At 50.0% G+C, this 21,288-nt stretch carries 16 protein-coding genes, 7 tRNA genes, 2 rRNA genes and 1 other RNA gene; 25 read left to right on the forward strand and 1 reads right to left on the reverse strand.

The window, feature by feature from the left end; genetic code table 11:
- The 24 genes from FYJ52_RS03835 to rnpB form a co-directional block, all read left to right on the forward strand.
- Positions 1-177: ribosomal RNA gene (locus FYJ52_RS03835) — 23S ribosomal RNA — on the forward strand; the annotation flags it as partial.
- A gap of 121 nt (positions 178-298) precedes the next feature.
- Positions 299-415, forward strand: a 5S ribosomal RNA gene (gene rrf, locus FYJ52_RS03840).
- 8 nt (positions 416-423) lie between these two features.
- A tRNA-Asn gene (locus FYJ52_RS03845) sits at positions 424-498 on the forward strand.
- Between the two features lie 60 nt (positions 499-558).
- A tRNA-Glu gene (locus FYJ52_RS03850) sits at positions 559-633 on the forward strand.
- A 10-nt stretch (positions 634-643) separates the two neighbouring features.
- Positions 644-720: transfer RNA gene (locus FYJ52_RS03855), tRNA-Asp, on the forward strand.
- Positions 721-729: 9 nt separating this feature from the next.
- Positions 730-805: transfer RNA gene (locus FYJ52_RS03860), tRNA-Thr, on the forward strand.
- An 11-nt stretch (positions 806-816) separates the two neighbouring features.
- Positions 817-901, forward strand: a tRNA-Tyr gene (locus tag FYJ52_RS03865).
- Positions 902-905: 4 nt separating this feature from the next.
- Positions 906-981 (forward strand) — tRNA-Lys (locus FYJ52_RS03870).
- 9 nt (positions 982-990) lie between these two features.
- Positions 991-1,066 (forward strand) — tRNA-Trp (locus tag FYJ52_RS03875).
- Between the two features lie 131 nt (positions 1,067-1,197).
- On the forward strand, positions 1,198-1,395 hold the full coding sequence (locus tag FYJ52_RS03880; RefSeq protein WP_154575953.1) for a hypothetical protein: 198 nt from the start codon (positions 1,198-1,200) through the stop codon (positions 1,393-1,395).
- Positions 1,396-1,544: 149 nt separating this feature from the next.
- Positions 1,545-2,567 carry a hypothetical protein gene (locus tag FYJ52_RS03885; protein ID WP_154575954.1) on the forward strand — a complete coding sequence of 341 codons (1,023 nt, stop codon included), beginning with the start codon at positions 1,545-1,547 and terminating at the stop codon, positions 2,565-2,567.
- 57 nt (positions 2,568-2,624) lie between these two features.
- Positions 2,625-3,449: a hydroxyethylthiazole kinase gene (gene thiM, locus FYJ52_RS03890; RefSeq protein WP_154575955.1), complete on the forward strand. Its 825-nt coding sequence runs from the start codon at positions 2,625-2,627 to the stop codon at positions 3,447-3,449.
- The gene (thiE, locus tag FYJ52_RS03895; protein ID WP_154575956.1) at positions 3,436-4,083 is read left to right on the forward strand and encodes a thiamine phosphate synthase; all 648 of its coding nucleotides are present in this window, start codon (positions 3,436-3,438) and stop codon (positions 4,081-4,083) included. Before thiM ends, thiE begins: the two co-directional genes overlap by 14 nt.
- A 74-nt stretch (positions 4,084-4,157) precedes the next feature.
- On the forward strand, positions 4,158-4,970 hold the full coding sequence (proB, locus tag FYJ52_RS03900) for a glutamate 5-kinase (protein ID WP_154575957.1): 813 nt from the start codon (positions 4,158-4,160) through the stop codon (positions 4,968-4,970).
- Positions 4,971-5,001: 31 nt separating this feature from the next.
- Complete coding sequence (locus FYJ52_RS03905; RefSeq protein ID WP_154575958.1) at positions 5,002-5,154, forward strand: stress-responsive transcriptional regulator PspC; 153 nt, start codon at positions 5,002-5,004, stop codon at positions 5,152-5,154.
- A gap of 10 nt (positions 5,155-5,164) precedes the next feature.
- The gene (locus tag FYJ52_RS03910) at positions 5,165-6,325 is read left to right on the forward strand and encodes an MGDG synthase family glycosyltransferase (protein WP_154575959.1); all 1,161 of its coding nucleotides are present in this window, start codon (positions 5,165-5,167) and stop codon (positions 6,323-6,325) included.
- A 119-nt stretch (positions 6,326-6,444) separates the two neighbouring features.
- Positions 6,445-6,711 (forward strand): 30S ribosomal protein S15, encoded by a 267-nt coding sequence (gene rpsO, locus FYJ52_RS03915; RefSeq protein WP_154575960.1) that lies wholly within the window; start codon positions 6,445-6,447, stop codon positions 6,709-6,711.
- 85 nt (positions 6,712-6,796) lie between these two features.
- Positions 6,797-8,896, forward strand: coding sequence for a polyribonucleotide nucleotidyltransferase (locus FYJ52_RS03920; protein WP_154575961.1), 2,100 nt, complete (start codon positions 6,797-6,799; stop codon positions 8,894-8,896).
- 95 nt (positions 8,897-8,991) lie between these two features.
- On the forward strand, positions 8,992-11,400 hold the full coding sequence (locus FYJ52_RS03925) for an FtsK/SpoIIIE family DNA translocase (protein ID WP_154575962.1): 2,409 nt from the start codon (positions 8,992-8,994) through the stop codon (positions 11,398-11,400).
- A complete protein-coding gene (rimO, locus tag FYJ52_RS03930) occupies positions 11,393-12,727 on the forward strand; it encodes a 30S ribosomal protein S12 methylthiotransferase RimO (protein WP_154575963.1) in 1,335 nt (444 codons plus the stop codon). Before FYJ52_RS03925 ends, rimO begins: the two co-directional genes overlap by 8 nt.
- Positions 12,711-13,253, forward strand: a complete 543-nt coding sequence (pgsA, locus tag FYJ52_RS03935) for a CDP-diacylglycerol--glycerol-3-phosphate 3-phosphatidyltransferase (RefSeq protein ID WP_154575964.1) — start codon at positions 12,711-12,713, stop codon at positions 13,251-13,253. The genes rimO and pgsA overlap by 17 nt, the downstream gene beginning before the upstream one ends.
- A gap of 72 nt (positions 13,254-13,325) precedes the next feature.
- On the forward strand, positions 13,326-14,549 hold the full coding sequence (locus FYJ52_RS03940; protein WP_154575965.1) for a competence/damage-inducible protein A: 1,224 nt from the start codon (positions 13,326-13,328) through the stop codon (positions 14,547-14,549).
- A gap of 26 nt (positions 14,550-14,575) precedes the next feature.
- Positions 14,576-15,700, forward strand: a complete 1,125-nt coding sequence (gene recA / locus FYJ52_RS03945) for a recombinase RecA (RefSeq protein ID WP_154575966.1) — start codon at positions 14,576-14,578, stop codon at positions 15,698-15,700.
- 40 nt (positions 15,701-15,740) lie between these two features.
- Positions 15,741-16,077: RNase P RNA component class A (gene rnpB, locus FYJ52_RS03950), an RNA gene on the forward strand.
- 26 nt (positions 16,078-16,103) lie between these two features.
- On the opposite strand, the gene FYJ52_RS03955 is transcribed toward rnpB, so the two are convergent.
- Positions 16,104-16,781, reverse strand: coding sequence for a helix-turn-helix domain-containing protein (locus FYJ52_RS03955; RefSeq protein WP_154575967.1), 678 nt, complete (start codon positions 16,779-16,781; stop codon positions 16,104-16,106).
- Between the two features lie 253 nt (positions 16,782-17,034).
- Between FYJ52_RS03955 and FYJ52_RS03960 the strand changes: the two genes are divergently transcribed.
- On the forward strand, positions 17,035-21,288 hold the full coding sequence (locus FYJ52_RS03960) for a 2-hydroxyacyl-CoA dehydratase (RefSeq protein WP_154575968.1): 4,254 nt from the start codon (positions 17,035-17,037) through the stop codon (positions 21,286-21,288).

Consider the following 21,288-nt stretch of genomic DNA (forward strand, 5'->3'; position numbering starts at 1 on the left):
CCAAGTCCGGAAGGGATAAGTGCTGAAAGCATCTAAGCACGAAGCCCCCCTTAAGATAAGATATCTCATCCCTTTAAGGGAGTAAGGCCACTGATAGACGATCAGGTGATAGGCTGGAGGTGAAAGCACAGCAATGTGTTCAGCTGACCAGTACTAATCGGCCGAGGTCTTGATCCAAAAGACGTGTTAAACGCTAGTCTCTATGTTGTTTTGAGTGACCTAGACATTCAATTTAATAAGCAAATTAATCCTTGCAAATTATTTTGAACTATGTTACCATATAAAAAGTTAATAATGATTTCGTGATTATAGCAGAGAGGACACACCTGTTCCCATCCCGAACACAGAAGTTAAGCTCTCTCACGTCGAAAGTACTTGGCGGGCAGCTGCCTGGGAGGATAGATCGTTGCGAAATCTTATTGTTCCTCAGTAGCTCAATGGTGGAGCACTCGGCTGTTAACCGATAGGCTGTAGGTTCGAGTCCTACCTGGGGAGCCATTGAAAATTAGCGGATATGGAGTTCATTCAATTCCATATCCGTTTTTTAAGTCATTTTAAGGCCCCTTGGTCAAGCGGTTAAGACACCGCCCTTTCACGGCGGCTACGGGAGTTCGAATCTCCCAGGGGTCACCAATTTTTTAGCGGCCAGGTAGTTCAGTTGGTTAGAATGCCAGCCTGTCACGCTGGAGGTCGTGAGTTCGAACCTCATCCTGGTCGCCATTTTAATATGCTGACGTGGCTCAATTGGCAGAGCAGCTGATTTGTAATCAGCAGGTTGGCGGTTCAAGTCCGCCCGTCAGCTCCATTCTAATGTTCGGGGAAATGCCCGAGTGGCTAAAGGGGGCGGACTGTAAATCCGTTGACTTAGTCTACGATGGTTCGAATCCATCTTTCCCCACCATTATGATCCATTAGCTCAGTTGGTAGAGCATCTGACTTTTAATCAGGGTGTCCGGGGTTCAAATCCCCGATGGATCACCATTTCCTTGCAGGGGTATAGCTCAGTTGGTAGAGCAGTGGTCTCCAAAACCACGTGCCGAGGGTTCAAATCCTTCTGCCCCTGCCATTTTTTTAGACTTAATTTATTAGGTCTTTTTTTTATGCTTAAATTTAAAAACTCTACAAATGCTTATTTCATGATGATAGAAAATATTGTATAATAATAAATAAAATGATTGCCTAGAAAAGGGAGGATCAATGAGTTTATTGACAAAAGGTCTTGTGAGACTTGGCACCGCTGCTGTATTAACAGCTGGCACAGCGATCGCTGCAAGCCGCTTCGCAAAGGACCTAAAACAGAATTTACAGGATTATATTAAAGTCAATCAAAATGCGCCTTCCCCTGATCGAAATTATCATTGTGTGGATACGCATTACACGATTATGGATGAATGAGCGAAAGATCGGCTAAAATATTGTAAATATCCGTAGAATGTGTTTATTCGGCAATGAAACCGATTATTTTGCTTGACAGTCCAAATTATATGGAATAAAATAAATTAAGAGTAGTATGTTTGGAAACATATGATACAGGAGGCAGATACATGAGACAGGCACTTACAGCCAAAGGTCAATTAGATGCCTGGATGCGTTCGTCCGAAGCAGCGCTGGCCAATATGGGCGTTGAAGATATTATGGTCGACGAAAGCAGCCTGCATATTGAAGGCAAGCACCCAGAACACGGGCCGATTGGCATTGATTATATGATCCCTGAAATGGGAAAAACGCGGATGGTCATTCAAGTTGATGATCCAAAGATGATTACAGCTTTTAAGCGGGCTGTAACCCCTGTTTTTAAAAATGTCATGAAAGAGTTGGAAAAACTCGAAGAAGAACAAATGCAGCAGGCGGAAGCGAAAATCAACGCTGATCAGCCTGATGAATCAGCCGATCACAGTCAGGAACAAGAAGCCCCTGAAGCCGAAATGCCGGGAGAAGAGCAATCCATCGGCAAACCAGAACCATCTGAAACAGCAGAAGTGCCAGATGAAGCGGAACAAGAAGCGATAGACGATCAGCCGGCAGCAGTTGAACCGGCTGATAAACCTGTAAAGAAAAAGAAAAAAGGACCTTTAATCGCAGTTATCGTGATCGCGATTGTGGTGATCGCAGCGGCGGCTTCCTATTTCCTGTATTTCAGGGATCACGGCCTGCCGTTTACAAAGAGCGCCAGCACAACGTCGTCCAGTTCGAAAAGTTCGAACAAGAGCAGCACATCCGGCAGTTCATCTTCTTCCAGCTCGGACAGCCAGTCCACGACAACAAACAATAACAACGGAACCAACGCCTCGGCCGATGCGAATACGAATACCAACACAGCAGCAGCCGGCACCATTTCTAAAGCGCAGTACGACCAGATCAACAACGGCATGACCTACGATCAGGTTAAGCAGATTATCGGCAGTGATGGCTCGAAGCTTTCCGAATCGACGTACAAAGATGCGCAGGGCAACACCATTAACGTGCAAATCTATTACTGGAAAGGGAACGGCAGCTCAGATTCAAATGCCAACATTACCTTCCAAGGCAACACGGTTGCCTCAAAAAGCAGTTATGGTTTGAAATAGATTTTGTTTTCCGAATGTGTTAACCCACATTCGGTTTTTTTGTATCAGGAGGAAAATATGTTAGGAAAATACGTCGACTTGACGAGAGAAAAGCAGCCCCTCATTCACAACATCACCAATTATGTGACGGTGAATGATGTGGCCAATATCATTTTAGCCTGCGGCGCCAGTCCCATCATGGCGGACGAAGTGGACGAAGTCAAAGCCATTACGGCCATTTGCAATGGGCTCAATATCAATATCGGCACCCTCAATCATAGAACTATCGAAAGCATGATGATCGCCGGGAATGAGGCCAGGCGATTAAATCATGTGGTGCTGTTGGATCCGGTCGGTGCAGGCGCCAGCTCCCTGCGCACGCGAACGGCGAAGCACATATTAGAGGAAATTGAACCGGATGTGGTCCGCGGCAATATCTCGGAAATTAAAGCACTGGCCAACCAATCCGGCAAGGCGCGGGGCGTCGACGCGGATGTTGGCGATGCGGTGAGCGCGTCGAATCTGGATCAGTCCATCGCGTTTTTAAAAGCCTTCTCCGCCGAAACAGGCAGCATTGTCGTGGCGACAGGGGCCATCGATTTGGTCTGCAGCGCCGACGAAGCCTTTGTCATATATAACGGGCGTGCCGAAATGAGTCGGATTACGGGAACCGGCTGTCAGCTTTCCGGAATGATGACGGCTTTTGTATCCGCTGCGCCAAAAGCAGAACGGCTTTACGCCGCAGCGGCTGCTGTGTGCACGATGGGGGCGGCGGGCGAAATTGCCTACGCGCATTTGGCGCCCTACGAAGGGAATGCGACCTATTGCAGGCGCATCATCGACGCAGTGGACCATATGGACAGTAAAACATTGGATCAGGAGGCGAAATATGAAAGGCAATAAGATCAAGACGACTGATCTTCGCCTTTACGCGATCACCGACAGAAGATGGCTTGGCGATAAAAAGCTTGCAGAGGATGTTGAGGCGGTGCTGAGAGGCGGCGCCACGTTAATTCAGCTGCGCGAAAAGCATCTCGATACTGACGCCTTCAGGGACGAAGCGAAGGTCATTCAAAAAATTTGCGCGGCGTATGGTGTGCCGTTGATTATCAACGATAACGTCGAAGTGGCCAAGGCGATCGGCGCGGACGGGGTGCATGTGGGGCAGAGTGATATGGCGGCCGGCGACGTGCGCAAACGTCTGGGTGATGACAAAATCATCGGGGTGTCGGCGTCGACCGTCGAGGAAGCCCTCGAGGCGGAAGGCCACGGCGCAGATTATCTCGGCGTCGGCGCGGTGTTTCCAACCGGGTCTAAAGATGACGCAGAAGCGGTTGATGCGGCGACTTTGAAAGCGATCTGCGCGGCAGTGAAGATTCCGGTTGTCGCGATCGGCGGCATTACAGCGGACAATATGAAGGCTCTGGCCGGCAGCGGTGTATGCGGCATTTCCGTGATCTCAGCTCTATTTGCCCAGCCGGATCCTTATCGGGCGGCCTGTATCCTTCGGGAAGAAGCCGATCAGTATTTTGCGTGATCTTGAACTTTCAAATCAAATTTGCTAAACTGGGATGAGTTTAAAGAAAATATCAGGGAATTGGAGGATAATTTATGCATGACAATTTGGCTGATGCTCAGATTCTCGTGATAAAAATCGGCACGACTTCGTTAACCCATGAGAATGGCACCGTCGATCTGCACAAAATGGATCAGATGGCCCGCATCCTTACCGATCTTGAAAACGGGGGCCGCCGTGTGATTTTGGTCTCATCCGGTGCTATTGGATGCGGCATGCACCGTCTGAGGATGAGCAGCCGCCCCTCGACGCTTGAAGAAAAACAAATGGCCGCATCGGTTGGACAAGGACTCTTGATGGAATTGTATCACCGTTCTTTCGACAGCTATTATCAGAATATTGCCCAGATACTGCTCACAAAAGACGTGTTTTACAATAAGATTAAGCGCCACAACGCGATGCACACCTTCGCGGCCCTCTTAAGAGAAGGCATTATTCCGATTGTCAACGAAAATGACGCAGTCTCGACCGATGAAATCGAAGAAGAACGGTTTGGCGATAATGACCGCCTTTCGGCGATGACGGCAAATTTGATCGGGGCGGACGGCCTTGTGATTTTATCCGATGTCGATGGTTTGTACGATAAAGACCCTTATAAGTATGAAGATGCAGAGCGCATTTCGGTGGTAGAGAAAATCACACCGCAGCTGATGGCCCTCGGCGACAGTTCTGCGTCGAAATTGGGCACTGGCGGCATGATTACGAAATTGGAAGCGGCACGCTACGCGACAGGACACGGTATTCCGACGCTGATTACGTCAGGCGAGGATTTGAATGTGCTGTACGAAATCGTAAACGGCAAAAACGCGGGGACGTTGTTTTTAGCGGATGCCCCATCTGTGAAGTAAAAGAAGATTGATATTTAGAGGAGGACGAACAATGAAAAAATTTTTTGCAGCCTTTGGCGCTGTTGTGGCAGGGTTAACCTTGGGGATTGGCGTGATCTACGGGCTGGAAAAGCATCGCGAAAAGAAAGTGGGCGGCAAGCTGATGCGCGTGAATTACAGATTTTCAAAGGATTTTGACGATTAATTTTTAATTTATGAAGGATCAACCCATTGTTTTAATTTTTTCCGCGTCGACGGGCGGCGGCCATAATTCGGCCGCCCAGACCATTCAAAAGGGTCTTGAAGACCGCGGCTATGATGCGCGGATTATTGACACCTTTGAAAAGTCGTCCAAGACGTTAAACAAGATGATCACGGGGGGCTATCGGCGGATGGTAGAAAATACGCCGAAGTTTTACGATTTGCTCTATCGGCAATTCGATAAAATGACCCCATTTCAACGAGCAGTTTTTCATATCGGCACATCGATCATCTCCCCGGAGATTTTGTCGATGATCCTGAACGATTCGCCAGTGCTTTTGATTTCAACCCATCCCTTTGTTACCAACGTTTTAGGGCGGCTTAAAGGGATGGGTGCTTTTCACATACCGGTTTTGTCTTTTGTTACGGATTACAAATTTCACGGTGTGTATCGGAGCGAAAATGTCGACGCTTACGTCGTCGGCAGCGATTACACAAAACAAGATATGATTGAGCGGGGCATCGCGGCGGATATCATTTACCCCTATGGGATTCCGGTTCGGTCTGCCTTTAAGGAAAAGGACAGTAACGAAACACGCAAAGACAAAATGTTCAAGGGAACGGTGCTGCTCATGGGGGGGAGCTTAGGCACCGGTCGAATTGAGCCAGCTTTTAGAAATCTGCTTCTAACCAAAGAGCCGATTCACCTCATTGCGGTTTGCGGCCACAACGAGGAAATGCGAAAGAAATTGGCTCAGATTCCTTACGAAACGCTAAGGCAGCATCCGAGGACACAGGTGGAGCTTTTTGGTTACACCGATGAAATTTCAGATTTAATGGCGTCGTCAGACATCATCGTCTCAAAACCAGGAGGGCTCACAACGACGGAAGCAATGCTCAAAGGGACACCGATGATCATTCCTTACACCTATCCAGGCCAGGAAGAGGACAACGCTAAGTTCTTAGAATCGACCGGTATGGGACTGCTCATTAATGATATTGCAGAACTCCCCAAACTCGTCGATCTCTTACTGGAGCATCAGAACATTGCCGAAGAAATTTCAGAAAATATGAATACCGCTGCGAAAAAATATTCGTCGGAAAAAACGCTGGATCTCTGCGAAAAATTAATTGATGCTTACGTCCGCGGCACATCCGAAAATTCCGATAAATAAAGGCTTTACAAACCATAACTGAAATGATAGAATACACACATTCAAGCCTGTCCTTGGTTTGGCGAATCACTCCGACGACATACTAGGAACAGGGAATACAACAAAAAGGAGTAGTGAATATGATCTCAAAAGAACAGAAAGAACAAATTATCAAAGAATACGGCACACATGAAGGCGACACCGGTTCCCCGGAAGTTCAGGTCGCACTGCTGACTTACCGCATCAACGATTTAAATCAGCATTTTGCCGTTCACAAAAAAGACTTTCATTCGAGAAGAGGCCTGCTCAAAATGGTCGGCCAGCGCCGCAACCTGTTAGGCTATTTGAAAAAGAAAGACATCAATCGTTATCGTGAACTGATCGCAAGATTGGGATTAAGAAAATAATTATTTTATTGGGCGGAGTGTTCCGCCCTTTTTGTTATTTCAGAGAAAAAATTGAAATAGCAGATGTATCATTTGAGGAGGTACAATGAAAGTTTCTGAGACAAAGGTATTTGAAACACAGATTGCAGGCCGCCCGTTCCGTGTGGAAATCGGCGAAGTGGCCCGTCTGGCCAAAGCAGCGGCGATGGTGCGCTATGGGGACACGAGCCTGTTATGCAATGTGGCTGTCTCAAAAGAACCTCGGGAAGGGACGGACTTTTTCCCACTTTCGGTCGATTATGTCGAAAAACAGTATGCGGTTGGGAAAATCCCAGGCGGCTTTTTAAAGCGCGAAGGCCGTCCGACGAATCAGGCCATTCTTTTCTCTCGCCTGATCGACCGACCCATCCGCCCGTTATTCCCGAAAACATTCCGCAACGATGTGCACGTCGTCACGATGGTCATGTCCGACGACACGGACTGTGCGTCAGAACTCGTGGGCATGATCGGCTCATCGATTGTGCTGTCCATTTCGGATCTGCCTTTCGACGGTCCGACAGCCGCCGTTCAGATCGGTTTAATTGACGGCGAATTTATTTTGAACCCGACCTGGGAACAGAAGCAGGTTTCCGAATTGAACTTGACAGTTGCCGGAACGCGCAATGCTGTCATGATGGTTGAAGCCGGCGCCAACGAGCTCGACGAAGAAACCATGCTCGATGCAATTCTCTACGCCCACGAAGAAATCAAGAAAATCATCGATTTTATCGACGAAATTGTCGCAGAAGTCGGCGTGCCGAAAGCAGATTATCCGCTGCAGGAACCCACAGACGAGCTGAAGGCCAATATCAGAGATTATATGGGCGCACGGATGCACGACGCAGTGCACATTGAAGACGCAGACGAACGCATCGACGCCATGAACGATTTGATTGACGAAACGTCGAAACATTTTGGCGAATTGGATCCAGATCACAAAGCCGAAATCGACATGGTGATCAACGGCATCAAACGCGAAGAAGTTCGCGGCCTGATTCTCAACGACCATATCCGTCCGGATAATCGAAAGATGACGGAAGTCCGCCCGGTCAGCGCAAAGATTGATTATCTGCCGCGTGTTCACGGCTCCGGTTTATTCACCCGCGGCGAAACGCAGGTCTGCTCGATTGCGACCCTTGGCCTCTTGAAGGAAGCGCAGGTGCTCGACGGGCTCGAACCGGAAACGGAAAAACGCTACATGCATCAGTACAATTTCCCGAGCTATTCGGTTGGCGAAACGAAGCCGAGCCGCGGCCCGGGACGCCGGGAAATCGGACACGGCGCCCTCGCAGAACGGGCCCTGCTGCCGGTGCTGCCTTCCAAGGAAGAATTCCCGTACGCGATTCGCGTGGTCTCTGAAGTTTTGAGCTCCAACGGCTCGACTTCGCAGGCATCGGTCTGCGGTTCATCCCTCGCACTGATGGCTGCCGGCGTGCCGATTAAAAAAGCTGTTGCCGGCTGCGCGATGGGGTTGATTAAAGAAGACGACCAGGTTGCCATCTTGACCGACATTCAGGGGATGGAAGACTTCCTGGGCGATATGGACTTCAAGGTGGCCGGTACGAAAGACGGGATTACTGCCATTCAAATGGACATCAAGGTTCACGGCATCGACCGCAAAATTCTAACTCAAGCGTTAAAACAGGCGAAAGACGGCCGGATGCACATTCTCGGCATCATGAACGAAGCGATTTCTGAACCGAGAGCTGAAATCTCGCCGTACGCACCGCACATCACGACGATTCACATCGATCCTGAAAAAATCCGCGATCTCATCGGCAAGGGCGGTGAAACGATCATCGGCATTCAGGATGAATCCGGTGCGAAGATCGAAGTGGAAGAAGACGGCACCGTATATATCGCGGCAGTCGATCAAGCTTCTTCTGACAAGGCGCTCAAAATGGTTGACGACGTGGTTCACGAGGTCCAAGTGGGTGAAGTGGTGACCGGCAAGGTCGTTCGGATCATGAAATTCGGCGCCTTTGTCGATATTCCAGGCAGCAAGGACGGCCTGATCCACATTTCTAAGTTAGCCAATCATCGGGTCAACCGCGTGGAAGATGAGGTGCAAATTGGTGACGAAGTGACAGTCAAAGTCATTGAAATTGACGATCAAGGCCGCATTAATCTGTCCCGCAAGGCATGTCTGCCAAAGGATGCGGACTAATTATTGAAATCAGGCTGTTTGTCAGCGAGCCGGCAGGAGAGCTCTCTTGCCGGCTCAATGTCATGAGATTGATTCAGATAGGATGGTAAAGTACGATGGCAAGGAAGAAGCAAACGAAAAGTCGGAGAAAAACAAAACCGGCCGCTCAGAATGCAGCAAGACGTACAAAAAAAGAAGAAAACCAGGAAATGACACCGGGCCGGGCACGGCTGATCGGTATTTTGGTGATCGCAATTGCGTTGTACAGCGCTTATTCTTATTCAACAGCAACTCCGACCTTATTTGATCAGATTTGGGGGAAGAACGTCATCCGTTACATTTTCGGCAATGTTTCCGTCATTTACTGTATGTACTTTGTGGTTGCCGGTGTGATGATATTTGTTCAAAACTGGAAGAAAAACGGCAGTTTGATGGGATACATCGCCCTGCTGCTCTCGAATCTGCTCATCATGTTCAGTATGAGCGTCCCGCATATGATGCAGTACACGCTGCTGGATATGTTCACCCTGCCGCTTAAAGGCGCCAATGCGTACGGCGGTATATTTGGACTGCTGCTGGCCTATATTTTCATGACGATTATTAAGCGCCCGGGCACGATCATTCTCTTGTTGGCTTTGTTCTCTTTTGAAGTCTATAAAATCATCACGATTGTCTCGCCAGATTTCTTCGGCCGTCTGAAGGCGCAGAGCCAGGAAGCCGTTGAAGAACGCGTCAAGACCATGAAAGAAGAGCGTGAACTGGCGAAGATGCGAAAAGAAGCCGAACTGAAACGCCAGCAGGAAGAATTAGAGGATCAGGATTACGACAATCTGTTTAATCCCAGTGACATCGGCAAGGTTTCGGTCAACACCCAGTACGTCAATATTGACGACGTCATCGACCAGCTTGACGATGAAGATTTAAAACGGGAAGCCAGGGCTGAACGCGAGGAACGCCTCCGCGAAGCGGAACAGGCCGCAGCAGAACCGGAAGAAATGGACGAACAGGATACGGCCGACGACAGCGTTCCCTTTGACGATGTGTCAGAGGAAGGCGGTGACGACTCGGGGGAGATACCGAGCCCTTCGATGACCGCTCCGACGGCGGCGTACCACAAGCCTGACGTCGCGCTGCTTAATCCCGGCGTTCACAACAAGGGCAACAAAAAAGAAGATGTCGTCAAAAAAGTCCATCAAATTGAATCGACCCTCAAGGATTTTAAAGTTGACGCGAAAATTGTTGGCGTTGACGTCGGGCCGTCGATTACGCGATTTGAAGTTGAACCGGCATCGGGCGTCAAGGTTGGTAAAATTGTCGCATTGTCTGATGATTTAGCACTCAGATTGGCGACGAGCGATATCCGTATGGAAGCGCCGATCCCTGGAAAATCAGCCGTCGGGATTGAAGTGCCCAATGCGGTCAGTGAAGTCGTCGCGCTGGGCGATATCATCAACACGTCTATTTTTCAAAAATCACAGGCTAAGCTGCCCTTTGCTCTTGGGAAGACCCTTTCGGGGCAGAACGTGATCGGCGATATTTCAAAAATGCCCCACCTCTTAATTGCAGGGGCCACGGGTTCGGGGAAATCCGTTTGTATCAACACGATGATCATTTCTCTGATTTACAAGCTCAGCCCAGATGAGCTGCGCTTTATCATGATCGACCCGAAAATGGTGGAACTCAATGTTTACAACGCGCTGCCGCACATGCTGATTCCGGTTGTAACGGATACGAAAAAAGCGGCCTACGCCTTGAATTGGGGCATTAAAGAAATGACAGACCGCTATCAGCTGTTCAGAGATGCCGGCGTCAGAGACATTAAAGGCTACAACCAGAAGGCGGAAAGCGAAGGACAGAAGAAGCTGCCGAGAATTGTCATTATCATCGACGAATTGGCCGATTTGATGATGACCTCTCCGAAGGAAGTTGAAAGCGCAATCTGCCGAATCGCGCAGCTCGCCAGAGCCTGCGGCATTCATCTGGTCATTGCGACGCAGCGGCCTTCAGTGGACGTCATCACCGGGCTGATCAAGGCAAATATTCCGTCTAGAATCGCCTTCTCTGTCGCTTCCAACACGGACAGCCGCACCATCCTCGATCAGGTTGGCGCTGAAAAACTGTTAGGCAAAGGTGACATGCTTTATTTCCCGGTGGGCAAATCGAAGCCGCTGCGCGTCCAGGGAACTTTCGTCTCGGACGCTGAAATTAATCGGGTGGTCGGCGCTGTCTCTCAAGGCGCGAAGCCGACATTCGATGCCCATATCGAAGAAGAAATCAAGGCGGCGGAAACGGCGACCGAAGAAGCAAAGACCGAAGAATCTGTGGACGAGTTATTCCCAAAAGCTGCTGAGCTGGCCTTTACCAACGGACAGATTTCCACGTCGATGGTCCAGCGCAAGCTGAGAGTCGGCTACGCCAGAGCCGGCCGTATTATCGACGAGCTGGAAGACCGCGGCATCATTTCCGGACCGAACGGCAGCAAGCCGCGCAAACTTTTAATGTCAAGGGAGAATTATCATGGCTGATCAAACTGTATACGTTCAAACCATGGGCTGTGATAAAAATACAGTCGACAGCGAAAATATGGTGGGCGGCCTGCTGCAGCAGGGGTACACTTTGACAGATGAGCCTTCGGAAGCGTCGCTCATCATTGTCAACACCTGCTGTTTTATCGAGGCGGCAAAAAAACAGTCCATTGAGGTGATTTTCGATTTGTTGCCTTACCGGACTCAGCCGGAAGAAAACTGCCAGACCTTTGTCGTGGCGGGATGCATGGCACAGCGATACGCGGAAGAGCTCAAGGCAGAGCTGCCCGAGGTGGATTACTTCATTGGCGTTAATCAAATTGATGATTTACCTGACATCATTCAAAATCAAGCTGATGCCAAAATTTATACCAGCGCTGAGATTCGCACGGAAAGTGAAAAGCGCTACGTCAGAAAAGGACAGATCACCGAGTATTTAAAGATCAGCGAGGGCTGTGACAATCACTGCACCTACTGCGCGATTCCCAATATTCGGGGACGCCACCGCAGCCGATCGCCGGAGGTGATCATCAAAGAAGCACAGACGCTTTACGACAGCGGGGTGCGGGAGTTGATTCTCGTGGCCCAGAATCTGACGCAGTACGGCTCGGATTTAGACGGCGATATGGATTTGGCGGATCTGCTCGACGAGCTGGCCGGACGTATTCCCTTTACGTGGATCAGGCTTCTGTACATGTATCCCGAGGGGATCGACGCAAAGCTTCTCGATGTGATCAATGCCCACGATAACATCTGCCATTATTTCGATATGCCGATTCAGCACACCGAGGATGAGGTGCTGCACAGAATGGGGCGCCGCATTGACAAAAAAGAAATTTATGGTAAAGTAAATTTAATTAGGGAAAAATGTCCTGATGCGGTTTTAAGAACGACTGTCATCGCGGGCTTCCCCGGTGAAAGCGAAGCGCAGTTTAATGCGATGCTTGAAACCTTGAACGATTTGAAGTTTGAGCGTTTGGGCGCTTTCGCGTATTCCCAGGAGGAAGGGACACCAGTTGCAGAGATGCCGGATCAAATTGACGACGCCGTCAAAGAAGAGCGCGTTCGGCAGATTTACGAGCGGCAGGAAGCCATTTCGACAAATTGGAATACCCGGTGGATCGACCAGGAAATGACAGTATTGATCGACGAGATCGACGAAAACGGCATTGCGATTGGCAGAACGCGGGGAGACGCTCCTGAAATCGACGGTGACGTCATCATTGAGACCTCACAACCCGAACCAGGTCATTTTTATCGGGTGAAAATCGTAGACGCGATTGGATTTGATTTAATAGGGGAGGTAATAAATGAATCTACCAAATAAAATCACGATTTTCAGAATGATCTGCATTCCTTTTTTTGTTGCGGCAATGGAAATTAGTTTCCCGCAGCATCAATTGATTGCGTTGATCATCTTCTGTGTTGCATCTTATTCCGACCATCTTGACGGCCATATTGCGAGAAGCCGCCATTTGATCACGGACTTCGGAAAATTCATGGATCCGCTGGCGGACAAGCTTTTAACCGCTTCGGCGTTCATTTGCTTAGTGGAATCTCATCAGATGATGGCGTGGATTGTCATTGTCATCATTGCGCGCGAATTTGCCATAACCGGTTTGAGAACCTTGGCGGCATCGTCGGGGATTGTCATCGCAGCCGGGAAATTGGGCAAGGCGAAGACCGTTTCTCAGATGATCACGATTATTCTGTTAATTTTGAGTGCCTGGATGCCGAACATTTATCTGTTGTGGCTCCTTGGCAATATCATGGTGTATGTGGCTTTGGCCCTGACCATTATTTCCGGAATTGAATATTTTGTGAATAATCAAAACGTTATTCAGTCCAAATAAGTATTTTATAAAACGTCTGGTTTACTCAGGCGTTTTTTTGACTATATAATTGACGAAAGAAGGAACGAATCAATGGATTGCGAAATCATCTGCGTCGGAACAGAGTTGCTGACAGGGGAAACTTTGAACACCAACGCGCAATATATTTCGGGGAAGCTCTCGCGAATCGGTGCAGCGGTGCACTATCAGACGACAATCGGCGATAATCCTGAACGATTAAAAGCCTGTTTTGATATTGCGGCACATCGGAGTGATGTGATCATTGTAACGGGTGGGCTTGGACCGACCCAGGATGATTTAACCAAAAAAACCATCTCGGATTATTTTGGCATGCCCCTTGTGCGGGATCAGCGCCAGGTTGAGAATTTAAAAGCGCATTTCGATCGTTACAATTATACGATGACCGAGAACAATTTCAGGCAATGCGACATCCCGGAAGGGGCTAAGGCCATTGACAACACGCGGGGCACCGCACCGGGAATCTACATTAAAAAGGATGATCTACAGGTGTTCATGCTGCCGGGACCGCCGGAAGAAATGAAGACCATGCTCGATTTATCGGTGATTCCGGTTTTGAAAAAGCAGACCCGTCAGCTGGTCTTATCCCGCTTTTTCAATATCTGTGATCTCGGGGAGTCCATGGTTGAAGAATCCATCCTCGATCTGGTTGACGGGCAGACCAATCCGACCATCGCAACTTACGCGAAGCCCGGGGAAGTCTTGATTCGTGTAACGGCAAACGGCACCGATCCGGATGAAATCAACCGCCTCCTTGACCCATACACAGAAGAAATCGAAAAACGGTTTGGCCGGCACATTTTCGCTCACTCCAGCGAACCGCTTTCTCAGACAGCGGCGGCGCTTCTGATTAAAAAAGGTATGACGCTGGCTATTGCCGATTCGGGAACCGGCGGTATCGCCGGATCGGTCTTGTCAGCCATTGACGACATTGCGAAGGTGTACAAGCTGGGTCTGACGGTTGAAGACGATCAGATGAAGGTGAAGTTCTTGGATGTCGATCCGGCACTGATCGAAGACAAAGGGGCGGACAGTGCAGAGACCGCCGCGGCGATGGCTGAAAATTTGGCGAGAATTTCCGATTGCGATATCAATATAGCGGTCTCCGATATCCGCGAAGAAAAAGAGGATGGCCAGCCGGCCGGCACAGTCAACATCTCCGTGTGCGCTGGCGGAAAGACGAAAACCCTCACCAGTAAATTCAAGGGCAGCCGCCGGATGGTTCAAACCCGGGCTGCGGTCAAAGTCTTTGGATTGATCCGGGAAATTTTGTTATGACGTTAAATCAATAAGGAGGAATGGTTATGGCGAAAAAAGAGAAACCTTTGGAACCAGTCGTTCCAATTCTAGATCAGAAAGAACGAAGAAAAGCGCTGGACACTGCGCTGAAAAATATTGAAAAGACTTACGGCAAAGGCGCGGTGATGCGCCTTGGCGACAGCGCTCAGAGAAATATCGATGTGATTTCGACCTCGTCGCTGAGTATCGATTTGGCTCTTGGTATCGGCGGCATTCCAAAGGGAAGAATCACAGAAATATACGGACCGGAATCTTCTGGGAAAACGACACTGGCGCTGCACATCATCGCGGAATGTCAGAAAGCCGGCGGCAACGCGGCGTTTATCGACGCGGAACACGCGCTGGATCCGGTTTACGCGGCAAATCTCGGCGTTGATATCGACAACTTGATTATTTCCCAGCCGGACACCGGCGAACAGGCCCTTGAAATTTTAGAGGCCCTGCTTAGAAGTGGCGCCATTGACGTCGCCGTTGTCGACTCGGTTGCAGCCTTGGTACCCCGGGCAGAAATCGACGGCACCATGGGTGATTCTCACGTTGGGCTTCACGCGAGACTGATGTCTCAGGCCCTTCGGAAGCTCACCGGGGTCATTAAAAATGCGAATACGGCGACGATTTTCATCAATCAGCTCAGAGAAAAGGTCGGCGTCGTCTACGGGAACCCGGAAGTCACAACGGGCGGTCGCGCGTTGAAATTTTATTCTTCCGTTAGAATTGACGTGCGCCGCGTCGAACAGATCAAAAAAGACGGCGAATCCATTGGAAATCGGACCCGTGTTAAAGTGGTCAAAAACAAAATGGCGCCGCCGTTTAAAACTGCAGAATTTGATATTATCTACGGCAAAGGAATTTCCCACGAAGGGGATGTGCTCGACCGCGCCGTGGATCTCGACATCGTGAAAAAATCCGGTTCCTGGTTCTCATACGACGGCGAGCGCCTCGGACAAGGGCGCGATAAGGTCCGGCAGCTGTTTGAGGAAAAACCGGATCTGTGCGATGCCATCGAACAAAAAGTCAGAAATACCATGCTCAATCCTGACGGCGATGGGGAAGAAGCCGATGAGCCCGACACGGTTGCGGACGCTGATGACGGTCAGGAAGCCTTTGAAATGGGAACCTTCAAAGAATAAAAAGCTTGAAATTCAAAGCGGGGCTGCTTATAATAGAATGCGACTAGATCAGATGATCGCGGAGGAAACTCTGAGGAAAGTCCGAGCTCCACAGGGCAGGATGCCGGATAACGTCCGGTGAAGGTGACTTTAAGGCAAGTGCAACAGAAAGGAAACCGCCGCGTTTGCGGTAAGGGTGAAAGGGTGAGGTAAGAGCTCACCAGTGGTTGAAGTAATTCGCCAGCTGGGTAAACCCCATTCGGAGCAAGACCAAGAACGAGCGTCAAAAGGCGGTGGCCCGCCGCCGCTCTCAGGTAGGTCGCTGGAGTTTGCTGGTAACAGCAAGACAAGATAGATGATCATTTAAACAGAACTCGGCTTACAGATCTAATCAAAAAAGCTTGGCTATTGAGCCAAGCTTTTTTTATGCATTAAAATAAGTTTCTTCCCGATGCAGACAGTAGACCACTCGTCCGATAAACTGGACGTGATTTTTATTGATCTGATAACAGGCGGCGTCAGCAGAAGGATTGAGCGGCTGGGCGATAATTTGCCCCCCTTGGACGATGACCTTTCGAATCATCATATTTTCACGGTTGACGTGAAAGGCGACAGCATCCCCCGATTTGATATCCGTGCTCAGGCGGATGACGACCAGATCGCCTGACTTGAGAACAGGCGCCATGGTGTCGTCTGGAATGCGGTAGCCAAAAACCGGCCCCCATTCGCTTAAACGGTTGAGGGGCAGATGCAGCGTCTCCTTGAGCCGATGGTTGGAGAAAATCGGCAGATCGTAGCGGATTTCGTCGTAGACGGAAATTTCGATCAAGCTGTGGTTGGCGTCGATGTCGCTGTCGTCGAGAATGTCAGACTGATACATGGAGACAGACTGTCCCATCAGCCATTGGGGATTGACGTCAAAATAATCGGCCAATGCGTAAATGGTCGTCATTTTCGGCGCCATCTCAGCCCGGGTATAACGGGAGATGCTCGGCGGCGAGAGATTGAAGCGCTCACCTAGCGAATAGGTGGTCTCGCCGTAGGATTTCATCAATTGTTTGAGGCGGCCGCCAAAGATTTCTTTTTTTATTTGATCACTCATCGTTTTTTCCTGTTTTTTCTTCATTAATAATTTATTATGACAATAAAAGTATAATCAATAAACGTTTATTTTTCATTAAATAATATAAAGCGCCATTTTTTAGGGCAGGCTATCCCCAAATAAGTGGACAAAGATCATCGAGATTTAATTGCATTCTAAAGTTGTTTGCGATATAATACAGCGATAATTTGATAGATCCCGATTTATTTTAAATAAATCTGCCAATAGAAATCTACAGAAAGAAGAGAAATGCATGAGTGAAACTTACAGAATGGGCCTCGATGTAGGCTCAACGACGATCAAAATCGTCATCCTCGATGAAAAGGATCAGATCATATTCAGCGATTACCGCAGACACCGCTCCAATATTCAGCAGAGCATGAGCAATCTGCTGAAGGATGTGACAGAAGAACTGGGCGACTTCAAGGCCCACGTTTCAGTTACAGGTTCCGGCGGGATGCTGGCGGCGAATTGGCTGGAGATTCCATTTATTCAGGAAGTGGTGGCCGGCACTCGCGCAGTGGAAGAAAAAATTCCGCAAACCGATTGTGCCATTGAATTAGGCGGCGAAGACGCCAAAATCACCTTCTTTGGCGCGAGCGTCGAACAGCGGATGAACGGCACCTGCGCCGGCGGCACCGGCGCCTTTATCGATCAGATGGCGGCCTTGCTTAAAACAGATGCCGCAGGTCTCAACGAACTGGCAAAATCACACACGACGATTTATCCAATCGCATCGCGCTGCGGCGTTTTCGCGAAAACGGATATTCAGCCGCTGATCAACGACGGTGCAGAACGGGCAGACATCGCGGCGTCCGTATTGCAGGCGGTGGTGAATCAGACCATATCGGGTCTGGCCTGCGGCCACACGATCGAAGGACACGTGGCTTTTTTGGGCGGCCCGCTGTACTTCCTCTCCGAACTGCGCCAGCGTTTTATCGAAACCTTAAAACTCAAACCGGAAGAAGTCGAATTCCCGGAAAATTCCAACCTGTTCGTGGCATTGGGAACGGCTTACGCCAGCGCAAAACAGCCGGTGATTACATTTTCCGAGCTGCTTGAACGAATGGATCAACCCTTTAAGGACGAAATCGGCCTCGGTCATTTGGACCCGCTGTTTAAAGATCAGGAAGAACTGGACGCTTTCCTCGACCGCCACAGCCGCGACAAGGTCAAACGCGGCAACCTGACGGCTTACAAGGGACCGGTTTATCTCGGGATCGACGCCGGCTCCACCACGACAAAAGCGGCGGTCATCGGGAAGGACTGCGAGCTGCTGTACAGTTATTATTCGAGCAATGAAGGCAGCCCGCTGAAAAAGGCCATTGATATTTTAAAGGACATTTACCGCAAACTGCCAGACGGCGCTTATATCGCAAACGCAGCCTCCACCGGATATGGCGAAGGCTTGATTCAGTCTGCGCTGAAAGTCGATATCGGTGAAGTTGAAACGATGGCACATTTCAAAGGCGCGAGCTATTTTAAACCAGACGTCGATTTTATTTTGGATATCGGCGGCCAGGATATGAAAGCCATGCGCATCCGCTCCGGCGCGATCGACAGCATTATATTAAACGAAGCCTGCTCCTCCGGGTGCGGGTCGTTCCTCGAAACCTTTGCCAAGTCGCTGAACCTTGAGATGAACGAATTTGTCGAATCGGCGCTGGAATCGAAGACGCCCTCCAATTTGGGGACGCGCTGCACGGTTTTCATGAACTCGAAGGTCAAACAGGCGCAAAAAGAAGGAGCGTCCGTCGGCGATATCTCCGCCGGGCTGTCCTACTCCGTCATCAAAAACGCCCTGCAGAAGGTCATCAAGGTTCACAATCCGAAGGAATTAGGCAAAAACATCGTCGTTCAGGGCGGCACCTTTAACAACAACGCCGTTTTGCGCGCCTTCGAAAAGATCACGGGCCGCGACGTCATCCGTCCGGATGTGGCCGGCCTCATGGGGGCCTTTGGCGCGGCGCTGATTGCAAAAGAAAGATGGCAGGAAGGGACGAAGAGCGCGGTGCTCAAGGCGGACGAGTTGGATTCCTTCAGCACGACAGTGAAACACAGACGCTGCGGCGGCTGCAGCAACAACTGCCAGCTGACCATCAATATCTTTGCCGACGGCAGCCGTCACGTCACGGGCAACCGCTGCGAAATCGGCGCAGGCGGTGTGCGCAACAAGGACAACGTCCCCAACCTGTATCAATACAAATATAAACGTTTGTTCGACTACGAACCCTTATCCGAAGAAGCGGCGACGCGGGGCACCATCGGCATTCCGCGGGCGTTGAACCAATACGAAAATTTCCCGTTCTGGTTTACATTCCTGACAAATTTGGGCTACCGCGTCGTGCTGTCGTCCAAATCCACCCGAAAAATATATGAAAAGGGCATGAGCAGCATTCCGTCGGAATCGGTCTGCTATCCGGCGAAACTGACCCACGGCCACATTCAGGATTTAATCGACCAAGGCGTCAAGAAGATCTGGTATCCGTGCATTGCCTATGAAGAAAAGGAATTCGAATCAGCGGACAATTGTTACAACTGCCCGATCGTCATGTCTTATCCGGAAACGATCAAATACAACATGGACACCCTCAAGGATGAAAACGTCCAGTTCATGAATCCATTTTTGGCACTGGACAACCACAGACGCGTCGAAGAACGGCTGACGGAAATCTTCGCCGAAGAAGGGGTCAGCAAGCAAGAGGTAACCGAGGCTTTGAAAAAAGCCTACACGGAAAAATATAAAGTCATGGGCGATTTGCTCGAAAAGGGCAAGGAAACCCTCCAGTGGCTGAGAAAACACAATCGCAAGGGCATTGTGCTGGCCGGACGCCCGTACCACGTCGATCCGGAAATCAATCACGGTCTGGACAATGTCATTACCTCATTGGGGATGGCCGTTTTGACAGAGGATTCTGTTGCGGCGCTGGCCACAGAGAAGAGCGCACAGCCGCTGCGCGTTCTGGACCAGTGGAAATACCACAGCCGGCTGTACCGCGCGGCGGAATTTGTCACGGAACACAACGAACTGGCACTGGTCCAGCTGACATCTTTCGGCTGCGGCCTGGACGCCGTCACCTCCGAACAGACGCAGGAAATCCTCGAACACAAGGGTAAAATCTACACACTGATTAAAATCGACGAAGTCAGCAATCTCGGCGCGATCCGGATCCGTCTGCGCTCGCTGAAGGCCGCTCTTCTCGAACGCGACGCACACCACATCAAGGTGCCGGGCAAAGCGTTGACCAAGCGTGTGCCTTTCACGAAAGAAATGCGCAAGAAACACACGGTGCTCTGCCCGCAGATGTCGCCGATCCACTTCGATTTATTCTCGACGGCGATGAACGCCAGCGGCTACAATTTCGAAGTGCTGCCGGCTGTCGATCAGAAGGCGGTTGACGCGGGCTTAAGCTACGTTAACAACGACGCCTGCTACCCCAGCATTCTGACGGTCGGGCAGATCATGGCCGCGCTTCAGTCGGGCAAATACGATTTAAACAACGTGTCGGTTATCATGTCCCAGACGGGGGGGCCGTGCCGTGCCTCCAATTACGTCGGCTTTATCCGCAAGGCCCTGAAAGAAGCAGGCATGGAACAGATTCCGGTCGTTTCGATCAATACGGTCGGGCTCGAAGACAATCCCGGGTTCAGCATTACGCCGGCCATGGCCTACCGCATTGTGATCGCTGCAGTGTACGGCGATTTGTTCCAGCGCGTGCTCTACGCGACAAGACCCTACGAAAAAGTCAAAGGATCGGCCAATGCCCTTTACGAAAAATGGCGGCAGAAGGTGAGACCGAACATCGTCCATCCGCGGGGACGGACCTTTAAGAAAAATGTTCAGGACATCGTCCGCGAATTTGATCAGCTGCCCCGCGTCAACAAGACCATTCCGAAAGTTGGCATCGTCGGAGAAATCCTCGTCAAATACCATCCGACGGCGAACAATAATCTGGTTCAGGTTCTTGAAAATGAGGGCTGCCAGGTTGTCTCACCGGATATCATTGACTTTTTTCTGTATTGTTCGTACAATGCTGTATATAAGCACGATGTGCTCTCCGGAACGGCGAAAGCCAAACGCAACAATGAGCTGGTCATCAAGGTGGTTGAACATTACCGCAAGAACATGAAACAGGCATTGAACGCAAGCCGTCACTTCAGCGCACCGTCCACCATCGAAAAGAAAGCGGAAAAAGCGGACGAGCTCATCTCCCTTGGCAATCAGGGCGGTGAAGGCTGGTTCCTCACTGCAGAAATGATGGAATTGATCGAATCGGGCGTTGAAAATATTGTCTGCGTCCAGCCGTTTGCCTGCCTGCCGAACCACGTGATGGGCAAGGGCATGATCAAACCGATCCGCAGACGCTACCCTTACGCCAACATCGCGCCGATCGACTACGACCCGGGCGCATCGGAAGTCAACCAGATCAACCGCATCAAGCTGATGGTTGAAACCGCGTGGAAAAACCTGGAAAAGAAAGAAAAGAGAAATAAGGCGGAAGCCTGA

The sequence above is a fragment of the Pseudoramibacter porci genome (assembly GCF_009696145.1).
GTDB classification, from domain to species: Bacteria; Bacillota; Clostridia; order Eubacteriales; family Eubacteriaceae; genus Pseudoramibacter; species Pseudoramibacter porci.

Bases quoted from the DNA above. Each gene is read 5' to 3' on its own strand.
- FYJ52_RS03880 (WP_154575953.1), top strand. From the start codon at position 1,198: ATGAGTTTATTGACAAAAGGTCTTGTGAGACTTGGCACCGCTGCTGTA.
- FYJ52_RS03885 (WP_154575954.1), top strand. From the start codon at position 1,545: ATGAGACAGGCACTTACAGCCAAAGGTCAATTAGATGCCTGGATGCGT.
- thiM (WP_154575955.1), top strand. From the start codon at position 2,625: ATGTTAGGAAAATACGTCGACTTGACGAGAGAAAAGCAGCCCCTCATT.
- thiE (WP_154575956.1), top strand. From the start codon at position 3,436: ATGAAAGGCAATAAGATCAAGACGACTGATCTTCGCCTTTACGCGATC.
- proB (WP_154575957.1), top strand. From the start codon at position 4,158: ATGCATGACAATTTGGCTGATGCTCAGATTCTCGTGATAAAAATCGGC.
- FYJ52_RS03905 (WP_154575958.1), top strand. From the start codon at position 5,002: ATGAAAAAATTTTTTGCAGCCTTTGGCGCTGTTGTGGCAGGGTTAACC.
- FYJ52_RS03910 (WP_154575959.1), top strand. From the start codon at position 5,165: ATGAAGGATCAACCCATTGTTTTAATTTTTTCCGCGTCGACGGGCGGC.
- rpsO (WP_154575960.1), top strand. From the start codon at position 6,445: ATGATCTCAAAAGAACAGAAAGAACAAATTATCAAAGAATACGGCACA.
- FYJ52_RS03920 (WP_154575961.1), top strand. From the start codon at position 6,797: ATGAAAGTTTCTGAGACAAAGGTATTTGAAACACAGATTGCAGGCCGC.
- FYJ52_RS03925 (WP_154575962.1), top strand. From the start codon at position 8,992: ATGGCAAGGAAGAAGCAAACGAAAAGTCGGAGAAAAACAAAACCGGCC.
- rimO (WP_154575963.1), top strand. From the start codon at position 11,393: ATGGCTGATCAAACTGTATACGTTCAAACCATGGGCTGTGATAAAAAT.
- pgsA (WP_154575964.1), top strand. From the start codon at position 12,711: ATGAATCTACCAAATAAAATCACGATTTTCAGAATGATCTGCATTCCT.
- FYJ52_RS03940 (WP_154575965.1), top strand. From the start codon at position 13,326: ATGGATTGCGAAATCATCTGCGTCGGAACAGAGTTGCTGACAGGGGAA.
- recA (WP_154575966.1), top strand. From the start codon at position 14,576: ATGGCGAAAAAAGAGAAACCTTTGGAACCAGTCGTTCCAATTCTAGAT.
- FYJ52_RS03955 (WP_154575967.1), bottom strand. From the start codon at position 16,781: ATGAGTGATCAAATAAAAAAAGAAATCTTTGGCGGCCGCCTCAAACAA.
- FYJ52_RS03960 (WP_154575968.1), top strand. From the start codon at position 17,035: ATGAGTGAAACTTACAGAATGGGCCTCGATGTAGGCTCAACGACGATC.